Source organism: Microbacterium sp. LWO14-1.2 (assembly GCF_038397715.1).
Lineage (GTDB): Bacteria > Actinomycetota > Actinomycetes > Actinomycetales > Microbacteriaceae > Microbacterium.
The window spans coordinates 17,075-33,227 of the sequence record NZ_CP151633.1 but is presented as its reverse complement, the minus strand read 5'-3'; the positions used below and the strand labels follow the sequence as shown (position 1 = coordinate 33,227).

Below are 16,153 nucleotides of genomic sequence, written 5' to 3'. Positions count from 1 at the left end.
ACATTGCTGCCTCAAGGACGATCTCACGCTCCTCCTAGCCGGACCCGATGGAGAGGTGTCCCCCGCCGTACAGCCTCTGTTCGTTGCGCTGACAACTCAGCGGAACGCACGCAGCGCCACGATCTGGCTGACAAAGAACCATGAGACGCGGGAACTTCTTCGCGCATTCGCCACTGGCGCTATTGCGATGACGCATGAAGCGTTCGATACGCACCCCGCGCCGGAGCGCGTGGCCTTTCTTCGCACGCTGCTTGTCGAGCACGGCATCCTAGAGAAGACCGACATCGAGGTTCAGAAGTTCGACGCGTGGGTCACGACCGAGGTTTCCTCCCTACCCGCGGGTGACAAGCAAGTCATTCTCCAGTACGCGCGCTGGGTTCATGTCCGCAGAATCCGGGATCTGATGAGCGCAGGTAAGTTCAAGCCCGGTTCCGTCCTCTACTCCCGTCAATCCATCACCGCTGCAATCGACTTCCTCGCCTATGTCGGGTCGCGTCACACGCTTCGTCGAGACCTTGAACAGATCGATATCGACGAGTGGCTCAGCGAGGGGCCCACGACTCGAAGTCTCGCGCGACCCTTCGTGCGCTGGTGCGTCCAGCACAACCACTTGCCGCCTGTCAACTTTCCTTATCGTGTAGCGAAGTCGGTGCCGATTCTCACCCAGCAAGAACGACTGGAGCACCTTCGGCGGGTCGCATCAGATGAGGCGATCTCTACTTACCTGCGTGTCGCTGGCGCGCTACTCCTACTCTTTGCGCAGCCGATTACGCGAATCGCTGCGATGACCCTGGACCAGGTCGAGGTCGGCGAAGTCATCGTCCTGCGGATCACTCAGGACGAGGTTATCGTGCCCCCACCATTCGACCGCCTGATCCGCGAGCACATCGTCGCCTTGCCGAATCTCAACACCTCAGCTCACCGGGATAACAAATGGCTGTTCCCTGGGGGATCGCCGGGAAAGCACCTGAGCTCCAATCACCTGATGACCGGACTCAGGAACGACGGCATTGATCTAAGGGCCGCGAAGAACGCAGTACTGCGTAGGCTCGTACTCGAGCTACCTGCGCCGGTGGTCGCAGATTCACTTGGCTACAGTTACAACGTCGCCGAACGGCACCGCATGGACGCGGGTGCCATGCACCTGGGATACGTCTCCTTGATGGTGGCGGACGAACCCGACGCCCGCGCGGATGGCTAGCCCCTCCCCCAGCTAGCGAGCCGTCACATCTGGCTTGTCGTCAGGTAAGAGTTCTTGAAGGGGAATCTCAAACACTTGGGACAGTGCGAGAAGCGTCTTCAGGCTAGGGTTCGCCGGTGCTCCCGATTGGGCCTGCCCACGCTCGTACCTGATGTACGTCAGTCGTGAAAGACCGGCTCTGTACGCCACGGCCTCTTGCGAAAGACCGCGTGCAACTCGCAGGCGGTGAACCCGAAGTCCGAACGCGGCGGCGAAGGCTCCCCACGCTTCGCTGCTGGTCGTCTCCTGTCTGCCCACTCATCCAGCCTTGTGACAAAACCATCGGTCATGGTTTTGTCTATGTGACATAATTGGCCGTAGTCATACGAAACATTCACTTCATCGACGGACCGCACCCCGCGCGTCTCGACCTGCACGTGTGCCACTGCGCTTCGGCTCCGGGTCGCCTCGATGTGCAGGTCCCGTTCAGGTCGACCCCGATTGCGGAGTTGTAGTGACTGATCCCCGACCGATCTGGTGGAGTGCCACGGAGGTCGATGCTCCCGACACTTGGATTGAGGCGTTCGACGCGCTCACCGATGAGGAGCGAGCCGACGAGATGGGCCTGACGGCGGCCATCTTCATCGCACGCGTGCGCCGACGCACTGGCCGCGGACCGACGTTCTCGGAGACGTTCGCCGAACTCTTCCCGAGTAGCCAGCTCCACCCCGAATGGCCTCCGGGTCTCACCTACCCGGTGCGGGCGACGATCCACCATGCATTCCGTCTGCACGTGGCGATTCAATGGAAGCGACGTGGCTGGATCAGCTGGGATCCGGGCGTGGAACGCAGCCTGCGGGTGGGCCCTACGTTCCGGGAGCGGTCACGCGCTCGTCAGGCCGCGAGGGCGAAATGACACTCCCCCACATCAGCCAGGGAACTGGTGTTGAATCATGAGGACACCGCCGACGCTGAAAGCTCTCGAGCTCGCATCGACGGTCGACCTACCTGACCAGCGCGTGGCTGTGGTCGGCGACATCCACGGCGACTTCCGATGGCTGGACATCGTCGCTAGGGCGGTTCAGACGCTCGCACCGGACGTTACCACCATGCTGCAGCTCGGCGACTGGGCGATGGATCCCGGCATGACGGACGAGGCTCTCGATGGAACTGGCATCGAGCGCGTCTACGTGACGCTCGGGAATCACGAGCCCTGGGGCCAGATCAACCCGCTGCTGAACGCGCACCCCGGCTGTGCTATCCGGGTCTCTGAGATCACCTGGATTCTGCCAAGGCCCGCACGCCTGACTATCGGCGGCCGCAGCGTCCTCTCGCTTGGCGGCGCGGTGTCCGTCGACCGGGCGTGGCGGGTAGAAGGGGTGAGCTGGTGGCCGGACGAGGAGATCACCCGAGACCACGTGGCGGCGGCCATTGCGGGAGGACCCGCGGACTTGATGCTGACTCACGAGTCGCCCGCTGGCACGCCGGTGCGCGCAGTCCGGGAGATCCTGCGGACGAACCCGTTCGGATTCCCCGACGATGCCCGAGCAAACTCGGCCACCTCTCGCGCTCGAGTGGCGAAGGTCTGGAACATCGTCTATCCGGAGCTTCTCATTCACGGCCACATGCACGCGCCCGGTGGCGGACAGACTGAGGACGGGCTGCGTGTGGCAAGCCTTGGGCAGGACGGGCAACAGGGCAACCTCGGCTTCCTCGACATGACGACGCTGCGCATCGAGACGCCGACGCTTCGACAGATCCGGGAGGCGGCGGGGCGATGACAGAAGAGACGAGGAACAATCCGTGGGCGGCCATCATCGGCCCCTGCTACACCGCTTCTTCGTTAGCTCGCGCGCTTGGATGGAATGAGGCCCACATCGTTGAAGCTGTGGCATCTCTCCATGTACTTGAGTTGGAGGCCAGTGACGGACCACTGCTCTATCCGACGTTTCAGGTGTGGGACGGGCGTGTAGTCGACGGCCTAGGTGCCGTACTTGAAGTGCTGAGCGCGGGGACGTCTTCGCGGTGGACGTGGGCGCAATGGCTGAACGCGGCGGCAGACGATGACTCAGGCGAAGACGCCCCGTGTGCAATCGAGCAGCTGCGCGCTGGTCAACTGGACATTGTCCTGCGTGATGCGCGTCATGCTGCAGCGGCGTGGAGTTCCTGACGCCCCTGGGTGACTGTGCACCGTGCGTGGTTGCCCCGCCTCTTCCTCGGGAGCTCCATCCCTCTGAACTGCAGCGGGGCGGTGACAGACAAGGTCGGCGTGGCGATATGGTGTCGGCACACGCAGAGAGGCTTCACCATGGACTTTCAGATGAACCCCGATTTTCCCCGACAGATGCAGGAGCAGCTCAACAAACTGAAAGCCGTGCTCGATGAAGTCTCATCCGAACATGCCGGCCAGGACCTCGAGGTAGTCAAAACGGCACTGCGCAGTCGCTGGCGAGCGGTGGGGAACGGCGCAGACGTGACTGACCCAGATCTCACCAACGTGGCGACGCGGATCAGCCTCGGGAAGCGCGTGTGGATGGAAGACGACGGAAAGATCATGTCGGACGACTAGTCACGCATCACGCGCGGAAGAGAGAGCTGTACTGGGCTAGTCTCACCCCATGGGTCTACTCGACTGGTTCGGGCGTAGGAGTCCACCTGCCGTCAGCCCGGGCCGCGCCGGAACGCCCGCCACTCCGGTTCTCGTCTCGCAACGCGAGACGGCCTCAGGCATCACGGTGTCTACCTACGCGTCTGGAGGGCCGCCGGTCGGCTACGTATCGCCGTATCTGTCAGCGGATGAGGCTGAGAAGCTTGTTCATCTGGACGAGCATGGATTGCCCAACCTTCGAGTGGTGGAGTTCAGAGGCGAGTGGTGGCTGGCAGAGACGTCGACCGGGCGGCTGGTGAATGCTGGGTCCCGGGTGCTGAGGCGTCTCGGGATCTGGAGCGTGCGCGTCCGTGGCGACGAGCACGCGCCCGGCACCCTACGGATCGGTCCTGCCACCCTCGTTCGCGAACCGGACAACGAGTTCGACGCGAACGCCGTCGCGGTGTATCAAGACGAGACCCGCTGCGGGTACTGGAACAAGGGCGCTGCCCGCTCTCTCGCGAAGCTCCTCGACAGCGGTCAGGAGATGTCCGCGTATGCCATCTCCGCACGTCCCCCGAAAGTAATCGCCGCTGAGCAGCGGGTCCTTGAACACCTCGTGAGGAGATTGCGCCCAACATAGGCGGGGCGGTCCTCCGGTGTCTGCTGCAGTCCCGGCTGCTCACCAGTGATTCAGGCGGGTCAGCTCGTCGGCCGGGTTGAATTCATCCCTGTGCCGTCCTTGACCTGCACTACAAACGCGAGCAGCGAGCGAGTGTGTTCACGACGTCCGGCATCCGCCTTCGCAAGAACCGGGCTCATGGAGCCGGGGCTTCGCCGGGCGCGGCTCGTAGGCCGCGCCCGACTCTGCCCGCGCAGGGGATTACGACCGAGGAATGAGGCTGAGACCGCTGTCATCGAAGACGAGGACAGCGGCGTCGTCTGTGATGGCGACGGCCTGTGCAGGCCCGTGGGTGATTGCCACTTGCTGCCAGTCTTTGGATGATGCCGTGCTTGTCCAGATCTGTTCTCCCGCGCCTACGCCGACGAGATTCTGCCCATCGGGAGACGCTGCGAGCAGGTACAGCGCGGGCGCGCCGGCGAGTGGGGCGAATGTGCGGCCGCCGTCGCTGCTGATCTGCACGCCATCGGGTGTCGATGCCAGCAGACGATTGCTGGCATCGGCGACGAGGCTGAATGCGAGGATTCCGTCCCCTACCGGCGTCCAGGCTTGTCCACGGTCGTCACTGCGCAGCAGTTCGATGGAGTCCGTGGCGATCCCGTATAGGGTCCCTTCAGGGGTCGCTGTGAGGACGTGGAAGTCTTTCTCGCTGGTAAAGGTGACCGGCGACCAGGAGCGGGCGCCGTCGTCACTGCGGATGATTCCGAGGTGCGGGGATCCGAGTTCGGACGGGGTGTTGGGCCCGGGGTGGCCGGAGGCGATGAGTACATCGTCGACGACTGTCAGCCCCATGGCGTCGAAGTCTGTGGTCGCCAGTTTCTCGCCGACCTCCGCGTCGCGAGTGGTCGGATAGATGCCGTCGTGTGCTCCGAGGAGGAATCCGTCGCCACCGGGGTCGGCGACTATCGCGTGGACATGGTCAAGGTCAGTGGCGTGGTCGTGGCTGGTCGTTGGTTGCGCGGTGGCGGCGCATCCAGTCAGCGTCAATCCGACGACGACGGTGCTTGGAAGCCACGCGCGGCGGGTTGGTCGCCGACGCCTCGACTGGAGTGACCGTGCGGCGCGGAGCCGAAACGCCGCCTGAGGAGTTGCAATGAGTGTTCGCATGATGATGTGCGCAACAGATCGCCGAGTGGGGCGCCGATGACCGGCGCCCCACTCATACAGATCAGAGGGTTGCGAGGATCTCCTTCATCGTGGCGATCTCGGTCGTCTGCGCGTCGATGATGGTCTCGGCCAGGGCAATCGCGTCGCTGTTCTGGCCGTTGTTGACTTCCTCTTGAGCCATGTCGACTGCACCTTGGTGGTGCTGGATCATCTGCTCGAGGAACAGACTGCCGGCGTCTGCACCGGTGGCGTCGCCGAGGGCCTTCATGTCCTCTTCGGACATCATTCCGTCGCCGTGATCCATGCTCTCCATACCCGAGGTGTCGGCACGCCAGTCTTCGAGCCACTGCTCCATCTTCTGGATTTCAGGCTCTTGGGCGGCTTTGATCTCCTCTGCGAGAGCGACGACGCGTTCGTCGACGCCGTCCTTGCTGAGCAGCATGTCGGACATCTCAACGGCCTGCGCGTGGTGTTCCTTCATCATGCTGGCGAACATGATGTCGGCATCGTTGGCGTCGGCGGATGCGGGGGCGGAGCTGCTGCTGCCGCCGTGGTTCATGCCCGGCATGTCGCCGCCGGAGCTGGTGCCGGCGCAGCCGGCGAGTGCGAGCAGTGCAGTGAGGGTGATGGCGGCGGTCGCCAAAGGACGGTTCTTCATGGTGGTTCTCCAAGAGTCGGTTGTGGTGCCCAGCGGAGGCGCTGGATGAGTGCTGTGCCCGCGAAGCGCGGGCGCAGCACTGCTCACTTACGGCTGATGCAGAGAACGGTGAGAGAGGGTGGGCGGAGTGGGTGCACCGTCGGTCGCGCCCACGACGAGCGGGGCGGGGTGCGTGGCTGCCACAGTGAGTGCCGCCATGCGCCGGGGCGTGCCAGCAGCACAACTGCGACCAGGAGCGCGAGAACGCACGCCATCCAGGTCGTCCCGTGGTTTTCGGAGCAGCCGACGCATCCTGTGTAATCGTCCGTCGGTAAGGATGCTGCGGGGGCGGTGTGCTCGTGATGCGTCTCGGCGACGCTGGCGACGGCGACGTCATTGCTGTGCCCGGAGGGCATGGCATGCGTGTTCATCGAGTGCATCGCCAGCAATCCGAAGATGACACCAAGGGCGACTGCGACCACGGTGACCACGCTGCGGGTGAGCGAACGCCGCTGGTGCACGCGTCGCGCGAGTGTCGTCAGCATCCGTCCACCTCCCTTCCATCCAGCGTACGTCGCGGCCTCGGGTGCGACTAGTTCTTCAGGACCGCGTCCGGAGCGAGATTCAACCGGCGCAGCAGCTGCGCGTTCAGAGCAACGACGATGGTCGACAGAGACATCAGCACCGCTCCGACCGACATCGGCAGCACGAACCCGACGGGTGCGAGAACACCGGCGGCGAGCGGAACCGAGATGAGGTTGTAGCCGGCAGCCCACCACAGGTTCTGTTTCATCTTCCGGTAGCTCGCCCGGGATAACTCGATGACCGACAGCACCGACCGCGGATCGTCGCTGGCGAGGATGACTCCCGCCGACGCGATGGCAACATCGGTACCTGCGCCGATGGCGATTCCGACATCGGCCTGGGCCAGCGCCGGGGCGTCATTCACGCCATCGCCGACCATCGCGACCTTCCGCCCCTCGGACTGCAGCTCCTTCACCTTCGACGCCTTGTCCTCCGGCCGGACGCCCGCGAAGAACCGGTCGATACCCAGATCTGCGGCCACAGACGCGGCGACGGCCTCCGCATCCCCCGTAATCATGACCACCTGCACGTCGCGGTCGTGCAAAGCCTTGACAGCCTGGCGGGACTCAGACCGGATCTCGTCCGCCAGCCTGAACGCACCGACCACCGCCCCGTCCACGAGAACATGGAGAATGATGGCACCCTCCCGGCGCCACTCGTCGGCCACCGCCAACTCGGACGCGTTCTCCTGCTCGAGCAGGTACGGACCGCCCACCTGGATCGTGCGTGCGTTCACCCGTGCGCGGACACCGACAGCTGGCGAGGACTCGAAGTCTTTCGAGCTCGGGACGATGAGATTCTTCTCCTTCGCGGTGGCGACGATGGCGCGAGCCAGCGGGTGCTCAGAGTCCGCCTCGGCCGCGGCCGCCAGTGCGAGCAGTTCGTCCGGCGACATATCGCCCGCGGGCTCGATGGCGGTGACGGCCGGACTTCCCTTGGTGAGCGTGCCGGTCTTATCGAACAAAACGGTGTCGACTGTCCGCATGCTCTCCAGCGCGAGGCGATCCTTCACCAGGACACCGCCGCGGGCGGCGCGCTCGGTCGCAATAGACACGACCAGCGGGATGGCGAGTCCCAGCGCGTGCGGGCAGGCGATGACGAGCACGGTGATGGTGCGGATCACGGCCTGATCCGGCAGGCCGACGAGCGTCCACACGAGGGCTGTGATGACTCCGGCGCCGAGGGCGAACCAGAACAGCCAGCCGGCGGCGCGGTCGGCGAGACGCTGCGCGCGAGACGACGAGCTCTGAGCCTCCGTGACGAGCTTCTGGATCCCGGCTAGAGCGGTGTCTTGCCCGACGGCGGTGATCTCCACCCGCAGTCCGGAATCCGTGGCAACCGTCCCGGCGATGACCAGGTCGCCATCGGCGCGACGCACCGGATGCGACTCCCCGGTAATCATCGACTCGTCCATGCTCGCCGAGCCCTGCACGATCCGGCCGTCAGCGGGAACCCGGCCACCCGGACGGACGACGACCACGTCACCCACCTGCAGATCGGCCGGAGCGACTGTGACAGTCCCCTCGCCGTCGACCTTCTCCGCCTCATCGGGCAGCAAGGCTGCGAGCGAGTCCAACGCGGATGTCGTTTGCGCGAGAGAGCGCATCTCGATCCAGTGGCCGAGCAGCATAATGACGATGAGGAGCGCCAGCTCCCACCAGAAGTCCAGCTCATGGTGCAGCAGTCCGACACTCGCTCCCCAGGATGCGAGGAACGCCACGGTAATGGCCAGCGCGATGAGCAGCATCATCCCGGGCTTGCGAGCCCGGAGCTCGCTCACCGCACCGGTCAGGAACGGTGCCCCGCCCCAGACGTACATGACTGTTCCGAGGATCGGTGACACCCACATCACCCACGCCGCGTCAGGCAACGCGTAGCCGAGCAGCATCGAGAACATCATAGAGAAGCCCACCACGGGGATGGCGAGCATGAGCATGATCCAGAACAGGCGCCGGAACTGCCCGACGTGGTCGCCATGCCCGCTGTGGCCCCCATGCCCGGCGTGACCGCTGTGAGCGTCGCTTTCGGCGTGCCCGTTGTGGCTGTGGTGGTCGTGACCGTGGTCTGTCGTCTCGGTGGTGGTGTGAGACGCGTTGTGGTGCATCTCTGTGTGGTCGTGCTGGCTCATGGCGAGCCTCCTTGACTTCTGACGCGTGACGAATATGTGAGGGTGTGCGGGCTCAGTTTGGGGTCGAAAGGGCGTAGCCCGCTTCTTCGACCGCGGCCGTGATGGCGTCGTCGTCGATGTCGGTGCGGCTGTTGATGGTCACGCGCGACGTTCCACCCGCGTTTAGGGCGACCGTGATGCTGTCGACGCCCTCGATGGCAGTCAGCTCTTCGGTGACACTGGAGACGCAGTGCGAGCAGGTCATGCCGTCCACCAGGATCTCCTGCGTAACCGCGGATGCCGCAGGCAGGTCGGTGTTCTGGTTTCCGGGTGCGGCACAGCAGGCGCATCCGGCGGTGGCGTCCTTCAGGCTGAGTTCGATTCGGTCAGTCATGATGAGCTCCAGGGTCGATGGGTGGGGGTCAGGAACGGACGAGACGGGCAATCGCTTCGTTGGCTTCACGGATCTTCTCGACGGCCACCTGGCCGCCTTCGGCGCTGGCTTCTGCGACGCAGTGCCTGAGGTGATCTCCGAGCAACGACAGGGCTACGGTTTCCAGGGCCTTCGTCGCGGCGGACACCTGCGTGAGGATGTCGATGCAGTACTGGTCCTCGTCGACCATCCGCGCGATTCCGCGCACCTGACCCTCCACCCGCCGCAGGCGCTGTTGCAACGCGGACTTGTCGTACGCATATCCGTTCATGCCCCTACTATACCCCCTGGGGGTATATTAGGGGCAGCATCGGGTTATTCGGCGCCCCGGTTAGATGCAGCTTGGCGTGCAGAACACCTCGCCGCCAACAGCTACCTCCATCGGGAGCTGTCTGCTCAGGCAGGTTGGTTCTGGCGCTCCCACGACTGAGCGGCCATCTGCACGGCGTCCCACGGGGATCCGAGCGGTGGCGTGTAGGAGAGGTCGAGGTCGCTGATCTGGGCGACGGTCATCTCGTGATACAGCGCGGTGGCGTAAGTGTCGACGCGCTTGGCGATCTCTGCAGTGCGCTGGCCGACCAGCTGTGCGCCGAGAAGGCGGCCGTCTTCGTCGCCGGTGATGCGGATGTTGATGGGGGTTGCGCCCGGGTAGTACGCCTTGTGGTCGTCGGGTGTGGCAGTGACGGAGACCGGCGTGAAGCCGGCGGCGAGAGCCTCGTGGTCGCGGAGGCCGGTGCGTGCGGCGACGAGGTCAAAGATCTTGACCACCTGGGTGCCGAGGCTGCCGGCGAAGCGGGCGTTGCCGCCGATGGCGTTCTCTCCGGCGACGCGGCCTTGCTTGTGCGCTGTAGTGCCGAGCGGGAGGTACGTCGTCCCGAGGAGCCGGTGGTGGGTGACGACGCCGTCGCCGGCAGCCCAGACGTTCGGGAGTCCGGTGCGCATCTGTTCATCGACCGAGACGGCGCCACCGGGGCCGGTCGTGGCACCCGCGGCGGTGAGGAGGCTGGTGTTGGGGCGCACGCCGACCACGACGAGCACAACGTCGGCCGTGCGGCTGAACGCCTCACCGGCATGGGCTCCTGTGACGACGATGCCATGGTCGTCGCGACTGATGGCTTCGATTCGAGTGTTGGTGATGACGTCGACCCCGTGGCGGGTGAGTTCGTCGTGGACGAGGGCGCCGAGTTCGGGGTCGACGGTGGAGAGGACTTCCGGGCCGCGTTGGAGCTGGGTCACGTGCAGGCCTCGGATGGTGAGGGCTTCGGCCATCTCGAGGCCGACGTAGCCAGCGCCGACGATGATGGCGGTCTCCGGATCGTGACTGTCGAGGTACTGCTCGAGCGCGAAGGTGTCCCCCATGGAGTGCAGGAGGTGGACACCGTCGTCGGGTCCGAGCTGGTCGAGTCCCGTGATGCCTGCGGTTGACGGCGATGCGCCTGTTCCGACCATCAGCGCGTCGTAGGCGATGGTCGATTCGGTGCCGTGTTCGTCGCGCACGTGGAGTCGGTGTCCGGCGACGTCGATGTCGGTGGCGAGGGTGTTCAGGCGGAGGTTCATGCCGGTGGCTTCGAGGTCGGCGTGTGTGCGGTGCGCGAGCGACTGCCAGGGCTGGACTTCGCGGGAGAAGTAGTACGGGATCCCGCAGATGGAGAAGTTGGGGAAGGCGTCGGCGACGACGACGGTGACGTCGACGGATGGATCCAGTTCACGGGCGCGGAGGGCGGTGGAGATGCCGGCGTCGCTTCCGCCGATGGCTACGAGGTGCATTGTGGTGGGCCTTTCAGGAGTGAGCGGGGATGACGACGTCGCCGGCGACCCGGGCCACTCGTGGGTAGAGGTAGGAGACGAGGGCGAGCCCGAGGGCGCCGCCGACGAGCTGGGCTCCGATGAAGGGCAGCACGGCAACGGGAGCAATGCCGGCGAACGTGTCGGTGAAGAGTCGGGCGATGGTGACAGCGGGGTTGGCGAACGAGGTGGAGCTGGTGAACCAGTACGCTGCGCCGATGTACGCGCCGACAGCGGCGGCGATGACCGGCGGGGTGGTGGTCCGCGCGAGGGCGAAGATGAGGATGACGAGCCCTGCGGTGGCAACGACTTCCCCGATGAGGTGACCGGCAGTGGCCCGGTTGTTCGCAGAGAACGCCGGCGCGACGTCGAACATGATGCTCGCGAGCATGGTTCCCCCGATTCCGCCGGTGATCTGCGCCGCGAGGTAGGGAGCGACATCTCGGGGCGCGATGCCATCGCCGTGGCGGCGTCCGAGCACGAAGTCGGCGAGTGTGACGACCGGGTTGAAGTGGGCCCCGGACACCGGGCCGAACATCAGGATGAACACCGCTAGTCCCAGCGTGGTGGCCAGGCTGTTCTCGAGGAGCTGCAGGCCCGTGTCCTCGGGAGAGAGGCGCTGGGCGGCAATGCCGGATCCGACGACGGTCGTGACGAGCAGGCCGGTGCCCAGGAACTCGGCGAGCAGCCGGCGACTGAGGACTGGGCGGGTGGGTGTGGTTTCGTGCATGGCTGGCCCATCTTGACGCATGGAGGATAGTTCAGTCAATATTGAGTCAATGAACAGTGAACGAAGTCTCCTTCAGGTGCGGGCAGCCAAGCACGCGGCGCTTGGTGACCCGTCACGACTGCGCATCGTCGACCTGCTGACTCTGGGTGATCTCTCCCCGAAAGAGATCGCCGTGTCCCTGGACATGCCGTCGAATCTCGTCTCGCATCACCTTGCAACGCTCGAATCCGTCGGCATGGTCGGCCGGTCCCGCTCGGAAGCGGATAGGCGACGCAGCTATCTCCACCTGACGCCGAGCGCTCTCGAGGGGCTCGTGCCGTCGCCTGTCGATGAGGCGTCCCGCGTGTTGTTCGTGTGCACCGCGAACTCCGCGCGCTCGCAACTGGCCGCGGCTCTGTGGGCGCAGCACAGTGCCATTCCAGCCGCGTCGGGCGGAACGCAGCCGGCGGAGCAGGTCGCCCCGGGTGCGCGCGGCGCTGCACAGCGTCACGACCTGACTCTGACCGACGAGATGCCCCGCCATCTCGATGACGTCGCGACGGACGCGGACTTCATCGTGACGGTGTGCGACAGCGCGCACGAGGTGCTGAGTCCTCGCGGTCACCTGCACTGGTCCATCCCTGACCCGGTGCGAGTCGGCGACGACGCCGCGTTCGATACCGCTTACGACGAGCTCGAGCGTCGCGTCAGCGAGCTTGCACCACGCCTGACCCTGACACGTTGAGAGAGATCATCTGATGCCCACCGCACCCACTGTCCTGTTCGTCTGCCAGCACAACGCCGGTCGCTCTCAGCTCGGCGCCGCACTTCTCGAGCACCTCGCCGGTGACCGGTTCACCGCGACATCTGCGGGCCTCGCGCCTGCGGAGACCGTGAACTCCGCTGTCGCCGCAACCGTCGCGGAGCTGGGACTGGACATCACCGACCGGGTCCCTCGTTCGGTCACCTTCGGTGACCTTCAGACTGCGGATGTGGTCGTGCTGATGAAGCCCGGGCTGCAGCTGCCTGGCACGCCCCGAGGTGAGGTTCTCCAGTGGGAGTTCCCCAACCCCGAGGCGTGGGATGTGGAAGCCGTCCGGCCCTTGCGCGAAGCGGTGTCCGCGAAGATCAGCGTGACTCTGCTCGCGCGCTGAGTCAGACGGACGCCGGGGCTCGCCCGATCTGCACCACCTGAGCGGGCGGCGCACAGCACGCCCCACCGAGCGACGCACCCGATGCATCGAACAGACCAGCCCCTCCGCAGACGCCCGTATCCGGCAGCACCAGCTCGACCCGACGAGCAGCTTCATGGTCACCTACGAGCTCGGCGACAACGCTCCGGACCTGCTCGTAACCGGTGAGCGCAAGGAACGTCGGTGCACGCCCATAGGACTTCGCCCCGACCAGGTAGAACCCCGGCTCGGGGTGCGCAAGGTCTGCGGCCCCGGTCGCGGCGACCGAACCGCAGGAGTGAATGTTCGGATCAACCTCGGCCGCGATCCGCGGCGGGGCCTGCAACGTCGAGTCCAGCTCGAGGCGCAGCTCTGACAGGAACGAGAGGTCCGGACGGAATCCGGTCAGCACCACGACACGGTCTGCGGTGAGTGTCCGCCCATCCTCCGCGACAATGGCGGCACGATCCGCGTCGGTAGAGATGCTGTCAACCCGGAAACCGGTGACCAGGTCGACGAGACCCGCATCGACCAGTTCCTTCGCCCTGATCCCCAGCGCGCCACGCGCCGGCAGTTCATCCGCGTCGCCACCGCCGAAGGTGTTTGCCGTGGTCGCCCGTCGGAGCGCCCAGGTGACCGTAGTTGCGGGGTCGCGACGCGCCATGCGCGCCAAAGCGAGGACGGCCGTTATGGCCGAGTGCCCCGAGCCGATGACGACGGTGTGCTTGCCGGCGAACTCAGCGGTGTTGCGGAAGTCCGGGATCCGGTAGGTCAGCGCGCCAGAGGCGGCGCGCTCTCCGAGAGCAGGCAAGCCGTCAGCACCCGCAGGGTTCGGAAGGCCCCAGGTTCCCGAGGCGTCGATGACCGCGCGCGCCTGCAGGCGATACTCACCGTCTGCCGAATCGATGTGCACAGTGAACGGCTGCTGTCCCCGGTCTGCATCGACCAGGCGGTCGCGACCGCGCCGAGAGACACCCACCACTCGAGCTCCGTAGCGAACGCGGTCGCCCAGAAGGTCAGCGAGCGGCTTCAAGTAGGCCGCGATCCACTGGCTTCCCGTCGGGTACCCGGACTGCGGCGCCTCCCAGCCAGTCGGCTCGAGGAGACGAGCGGATGCAGCATCGACGAGCTCACCCCACTCGGAAAAGAGTCGCACATGACCCCACTCGGCAACCGCCGAAGCAACCCCCTCGCCGGCTTCGAGGATCACGACCTCCTCGCCGCGTTCCACGAGATGGGCGGCGGACGCCAGACCCTGCGGTCCGGCACCGATAACAACAACGGGCAACGACCCATCCATCACGAGCTCCTCTCTCTTTCTAACGTATCGAGACTTGTCGATACATCGACAGATGTCAATACGTGTGGCAAACTCGGAGTATGACGACGCAGCTGCCGCTCCTCGCGACCGACGCGGACGCGTGCTGCTCGCGCGTGACCGGCGGCGTTCTCGACGTCGCCGAGGCGGAGCGCATCTCAGCAACCTTCAAGGCACTCGGGGATCCCACGCGTCTCCGTCTGCTGTCGCTCATCGCCGCGTCGGAAGGCGGGGAGGCCTGCATCTGCGACCTCACCGAGCCCGTAGGTCTCTCACAGCCCACCGTCTCTCACCACATGCGCCTGCTTGTCGACGCGGGACTCGCCACCCGGGAACAGCGCGGGCGCTGGGCCTACTACCGGGTTGCGCCAGATGCACTCGAGAGTGCCGCCCGAGCGCTGCAGTCATGATCTGACCATCGGGTGGCCCGCCGAACGCCCACGGCCGAGTCAACGCCCGATTCATCACGCTAGCGCCAGTGATCCATCTGCAGCAGGCGAAAGGCACGACCGACGACATCAGTGGGTACGCTCGCTCCATGTACTCGTTCCGTGTACCGCTGCATGTAGGTAACAGCAATCCGGACACTGTCGAGAGTCGACTCTCGCTATCAGAGTCGAACAGCGAGAGCATCTGGCTCCAGTCGAATGGGCCGCTCGCGGACGCCGAGAGAGTGGCGTTTTGCGGATCCGGCTACCCGACCGCTGAAATAGCGGAGCAACGGGCCAATGGACTTCTTCCGGCGCTGCGGCTCACTTCTTTACGCACAGGGATCTACTTCGACTTCTTGTCCCGCGAAGTATCCGGTGGGATGTCCGAGACCGCGCTGCGCGACCTCAATGAGGCTCTCCCGACAGGAGTTCGCGCTGCCCGCTTTCGCCCGGGGGTCATGGTGCATCTGACATCGGAGGACATCGTCGTGCCTCGACTGAGCGCAACAGTTCGCGCTCATACTCCCGCGCAGGCGGTGGGCGCGACGTTCCAGCGCGCGATGCGCTGCGCGACCGCCTCACTGCACGGTTCTCTGGCATTCGACCTATATGTGGCCAGTTGGCGAATGCCCACGGATGACGCCCGCCTTCTCATGCTCACGTCCGCCACCGAAGCCATGGTCGTCCCCGAGAAGGTTTCTGGTGAGGAACGAATCGCTCTTCGCCGACTTGCCGCCGTAGTCCGCGCCGATCAGACGCTGTCACCTGCCAGCAAGAAGTCGTTGGAGAGTCGGATCGGATCGCTAAACCAAGAGAGCATCGGATCCGCGAGCGCCCGACTCGCAGACCGTTTGAACCCGCGCACCTTCTTGGATCGAACGGCGCGTGATTTCTTCAGCTATGCGTACGACGTCCGAAGTCGTCTCGTGCATGGCGACGTCCCTCCTTCAAGCTCGGAGGTCGCGCTCGCGCTAGGTGCTCTCGGCGAGTTCGCGCAAGAGCTCATAGGCCTGGAGCTGTCGTCGCTCGCGACGGCACAGCCCCAACCAGAGAGAAAGCCGGCTACTTTTCGCGTGGACTGGTCTCGACACCGGTCGGGAGGTACGCCACGTGGCCAAGCACGCCATCAAGCAGAGCCATGACGTGGTCGTCGTACAAGTCGTAGCGGACGTTGCGCCCGTCGCGATTTCCTGACACGAGGCCGAGCTCACGCATCAGCCGTAAGTGGTTCGACACGGCTGTCTGACCAGCTCCCACAGCTTCGCAGAGCTGGGTGACGGTCAGCGACGATTGTCGCAGCGCGGTGAGTATTCTCAGCCGCACCGGTGAGGAGAGGCCATGCATGACTTCCGCCAGTCGAACGGCTGCGCTCGACGGCAAGATCGTCGCCGCATCGAAGTGCATGTCTCGCGTCACCGTA

Annotated in this window: 21 protein-coding genes; 10 read left to right on the top strand and 11 right to left on the bottom strand. The window is 65.2% G+C overall.

Annotated elements, in window-relative coordinates:
* Window positions 1-55 precede the first annotated feature (55 nt).
* The gene (locus MRBLWO14_RS00190) at window positions 56-1,201 is read left to right on the top strand and encodes a hypothetical protein (protein ID WP_341934488.1); all 1,146 of its coding nucleotides are present in this window, start codon (window positions 56-58) and stop codon (window positions 1,199-1,201) included.
* 12 nt (window positions 1,202-1,213) lie between these two features.
* Here MRBLWO14_RS00190 and MRBLWO14_RS00185 read toward each other — a convergent pair whose 3' ends face one another.
* Entirely contained in the window at window positions 1,214-1,498 is a 285-nt protein-coding gene (locus MRBLWO14_RS00185) for a helix-turn-helix transcriptional regulator (RefSeq protein ID WP_126893216.1), read from the bottom strand.
* A gap of 196 nt (window positions 1,499-1,694) precedes the next feature.
* Between MRBLWO14_RS00185 and MRBLWO14_RS00180 the strand changes: the two genes are divergently transcribed.
* The 5 genes from MRBLWO14_RS00180 to MRBLWO14_RS00160 all read left to right on the top strand — a co-directional run bounded on the left by MRBLWO14_RS00180 (window position 1,695) and on the right by MRBLWO14_RS00160 (window position 4,410).
* Complete coding sequence (locus MRBLWO14_RS00180; RefSeq protein WP_341934487.1) at window positions 1,695-2,096, top strand: hypothetical protein; 402 nt, start codon at window positions 1,695-1,697, stop codon at window positions 2,094-2,096.
* A 37-nt stretch (window positions 2,097-2,133) separates the two neighbouring features.
* Window positions 2,134-2,961: a metallophosphoesterase gene (locus MRBLWO14_RS00175; protein WP_341934486.1), complete on the top strand. Its 828-nt coding sequence runs from the start codon at window positions 2,134-2,136 to the stop codon at window positions 2,959-2,961.
* The gene (locus MRBLWO14_RS00170) at window positions 2,958-3,350 is read left to right on the top strand and encodes a hypothetical protein (protein WP_341934485.1); all 393 of its coding nucleotides are present in this window, start codon (window positions 2,958-2,960) and stop codon (window positions 3,348-3,350) included. The genes MRBLWO14_RS00175 and MRBLWO14_RS00170 overlap by 4 nt, the downstream gene beginning before the upstream one ends.
* A gap of 138 nt (window positions 3,351-3,488) precedes the next feature.
* A complete protein-coding gene (locus MRBLWO14_RS00165; protein WP_341934484.1) occupies window positions 3,489-3,749 on the top strand; it encodes a hypothetical protein in 261 nt (86 codons plus the stop codon).
* 49 nt (window positions 3,750-3,798) lie between these two features.
* Window positions 3,799-4,410 (top strand): HIRAN domain-containing protein, encoded by a 612-nt coding sequence (locus MRBLWO14_RS00160; RefSeq protein ID WP_341934483.1) that lies wholly within the window; start codon window positions 3,799-3,801, stop codon window positions 4,408-4,410.
* 240 nt (window positions 4,411-4,650) lie between these two features.
* Here the strand turns inward: MRBLWO14_RS00160 and MRBLWO14_RS00155 are convergent, their stop codons facing one another.
* The 8 genes from MRBLWO14_RS00155 to MRBLWO14_RS00120 form a co-directional block, all read right to left on the bottom strand.
* Window positions 4,651-5,556: a hypothetical protein gene (locus MRBLWO14_RS00155; RefSeq protein ID WP_341934482.1), complete on the bottom strand. Its 906-nt coding sequence runs from the start codon at window positions 5,554-5,556 to the stop codon at window positions 4,651-4,653.
* 61 nt (window positions 5,557-5,617) lie between these two features.
* Window positions 5,618-6,214, bottom strand: coding sequence for a DUF305 domain-containing protein (locus MRBLWO14_RS00150; RefSeq protein ID WP_341934481.1), 597 nt, complete (start codon window positions 6,212-6,214; stop codon window positions 5,618-5,620).
* Window positions 6,215-6,297: 83 nt separating this feature from the next.
* Complete coding sequence (locus MRBLWO14_RS00145) at window positions 6,298-6,738, bottom strand: DUF6153 family protein (RefSeq protein ID WP_341934480.1); 441 nt, start codon at window positions 6,736-6,738, stop codon at window positions 6,298-6,300.
* Between the two features lie 47 nt (window positions 6,739-6,785).
* On the bottom strand, window positions 6,786-8,906 hold the full coding sequence (locus MRBLWO14_RS00140) for a heavy metal translocating P-type ATPase (RefSeq protein WP_341934479.1): 2,121 nt from the start codon (window positions 8,904-8,906) through the stop codon (window positions 6,786-6,788).
* Window positions 8,907-8,958: 52 nt separating this feature from the next.
* Window positions 8,959-9,279: a cation transporter gene (locus MRBLWO14_RS00135; RefSeq protein WP_341934478.1), complete on the bottom strand. Its 321-nt coding sequence runs from the start codon at window positions 9,277-9,279 to the stop codon at window positions 8,959-8,961.
* A gap of 28 nt (window positions 9,280-9,307) precedes the next feature.
* The gene (locus MRBLWO14_RS00130) at window positions 9,308-9,589 is read right to left on the bottom strand and encodes a metal-sensitive transcriptional regulator (protein ID WP_341934477.1); all 282 of its coding nucleotides are present in this window, start codon (window positions 9,587-9,589) and stop codon (window positions 9,308-9,310) included.
* Window positions 9,590-9,714: 125 nt separating this feature from the next.
* Window positions 9,715-11,085 carry an FAD-dependent oxidoreductase gene (locus tag MRBLWO14_RS00125; protein ID WP_341934476.1) on the bottom strand — a complete coding sequence of 457 codons (1,371 nt, stop codon included), beginning with the start codon at window positions 11,083-11,085 and terminating at the stop codon, window positions 9,715-9,717.
* Window positions 11,086-11,098: 13 nt separating this feature from the next.
* A complete protein-coding gene (locus MRBLWO14_RS00120; RefSeq protein WP_341934475.1) occupies window positions 11,099-11,833 on the bottom strand; it encodes an MIP/aquaporin family protein in 735 nt (244 codons plus the stop codon).
* A gap of 49 nt (window positions 11,834-11,882) precedes the next feature.
* Between MRBLWO14_RS00120 and MRBLWO14_RS00115 the strand changes: the two genes are divergently transcribed.
* Window positions 11,883-12,557, top strand: coding sequence for an ArsR family transcriptional regulator (locus MRBLWO14_RS00115; RefSeq protein WP_341936240.1), 675 nt, complete (start codon window positions 11,883-11,885; stop codon window positions 12,555-12,557).
* 13 nt (window positions 12,558-12,570) lie between these two features.
* Window positions 12,571-12,966: a low molecular weight phosphatase family protein gene (locus MRBLWO14_RS00110; RefSeq protein ID WP_341934474.1), complete on the top strand. Its 396-nt coding sequence runs from the start codon at window positions 12,571-12,573 to the stop codon at window positions 12,964-12,966.
* A gap of 1 nt (window position 12,967) precedes the next feature.
* Here the strand turns inward: MRBLWO14_RS00110 and MRBLWO14_RS00105 are convergent, their stop codons facing one another.
* The gene (locus MRBLWO14_RS00105; RefSeq protein ID WP_341934473.1) at window positions 12,968-14,284 is read right to left on the bottom strand and encodes an NAD(P)-binding domain-containing protein; all 1,317 of its coding nucleotides are present in this window, start codon (window positions 14,282-14,284) and stop codon (window positions 12,968-12,970) included.
* A gap of 80 nt (window positions 14,285-14,364) precedes the next feature.
* Here MRBLWO14_RS00105 and MRBLWO14_RS00100 point away from each other — a divergent pair, with 80 nt between their 5' ends.
* The gene (locus MRBLWO14_RS00100; protein WP_341934472.1) at window positions 14,365-14,712 is read left to right on the top strand and encodes a metalloregulator ArsR/SmtB family transcription factor; all 348 of its coding nucleotides are present in this window, start codon (window positions 14,365-14,367) and stop codon (window positions 14,710-14,712) included.
* Window positions 14,713-14,780: 68 nt separating this feature from the next.
* A complete protein-coding gene (locus tag MRBLWO14_RS00095; RefSeq protein ID WP_341936251.1) occupies window positions 14,781-15,875 on the top strand; it encodes a hypothetical protein in 1,095 nt (364 codons plus the stop codon).
* Here MRBLWO14_RS00095 and MRBLWO14_RS00090 read toward each other — a convergent pair.
* On the bottom strand, window positions 15,796-16,077 hold the full coding sequence (locus MRBLWO14_RS00090; RefSeq protein WP_341936239.1) for a metalloregulator ArsR/SmtB family transcription factor: 282 nt from the start codon (window positions 16,075-16,077) through the stop codon (window positions 15,796-15,798). The genes MRBLWO14_RS00095 and MRBLWO14_RS00090 overlap by 80 nt on opposite strands.
* Window positions 16,078-16,153 lie beyond the last annotated feature (76 nt).